Origin of the sequence: Bartonella sp. MU37NMGALS (assembly GCF_042194015.1) — a bacterium.
GTDB lineage: Bacteria > Pseudomonadota > Alphaproteobacteria > Rhizobiales > Rhizobiaceae > Bartonella > Bartonella grahamii.
The window spans coordinates 1-562 of sequence record NZ_JBHIML010000157.1; the positions used below are offsets into that span (position 1 = coordinate 1).

Annotated in this window: 1 pseudogene; it reads right to left on the reverse strand. The window is 36.8% G+C overall.

Annotation, left to right across the window (positions count from 1 at the left end):
* Positions 1–562 (reverse strand): annotated as a pseudogene (locus ACFIJP_RS09680) (transcription-repair coupling factor); the annotation flags it as partial.

The window sequence follows — 562 nt, forward strand, 5'->3', positions numbered from 1 at the left end:
GTCCAGATTGTTGTGTACGCTCTAAAATATGCTCTGGTTTTAAATAGAGAAGGCTAGGCTTTATTGGATGATAAGAAGTAGAGCTTTCTTTATCATTTTCACGCTCCTTGCGCGCATCATAATAATCTTCAATAAGACGATAACGCTCAATGAGCACTTCTTCAGTGAGATGCTCAAAAACAACAGGTAAATCACCACAATGGTCAAAAAAGCTGTCAAGATTCTCATAAAAAAACGGGAGCCAATGTTCCCTACCGGAAAAACGCCGTCATTGAGAAATTGCTTGATAAAGCATGTTATTTTTTTGTAATATACCAAATGTAGCGATATAATTGCTTTTAAATCGGCTTACGCATTCAGGTGTAAGAACAACCTCACTCATCGAGTGTAATAAAAATTCTGTTCTTTTATTTGTTGTTCTTTGCGTTTCTGAATCAAATACACGGATAGTTTCTAGAGTATCCCCAAAAAAATCAAGCCGTAAAGGTTCAACATCAACGGGAGAAAAAATATCAAGTATTCCACCTCTCACAGCAAATTCACCAACATCACGAACAACCGT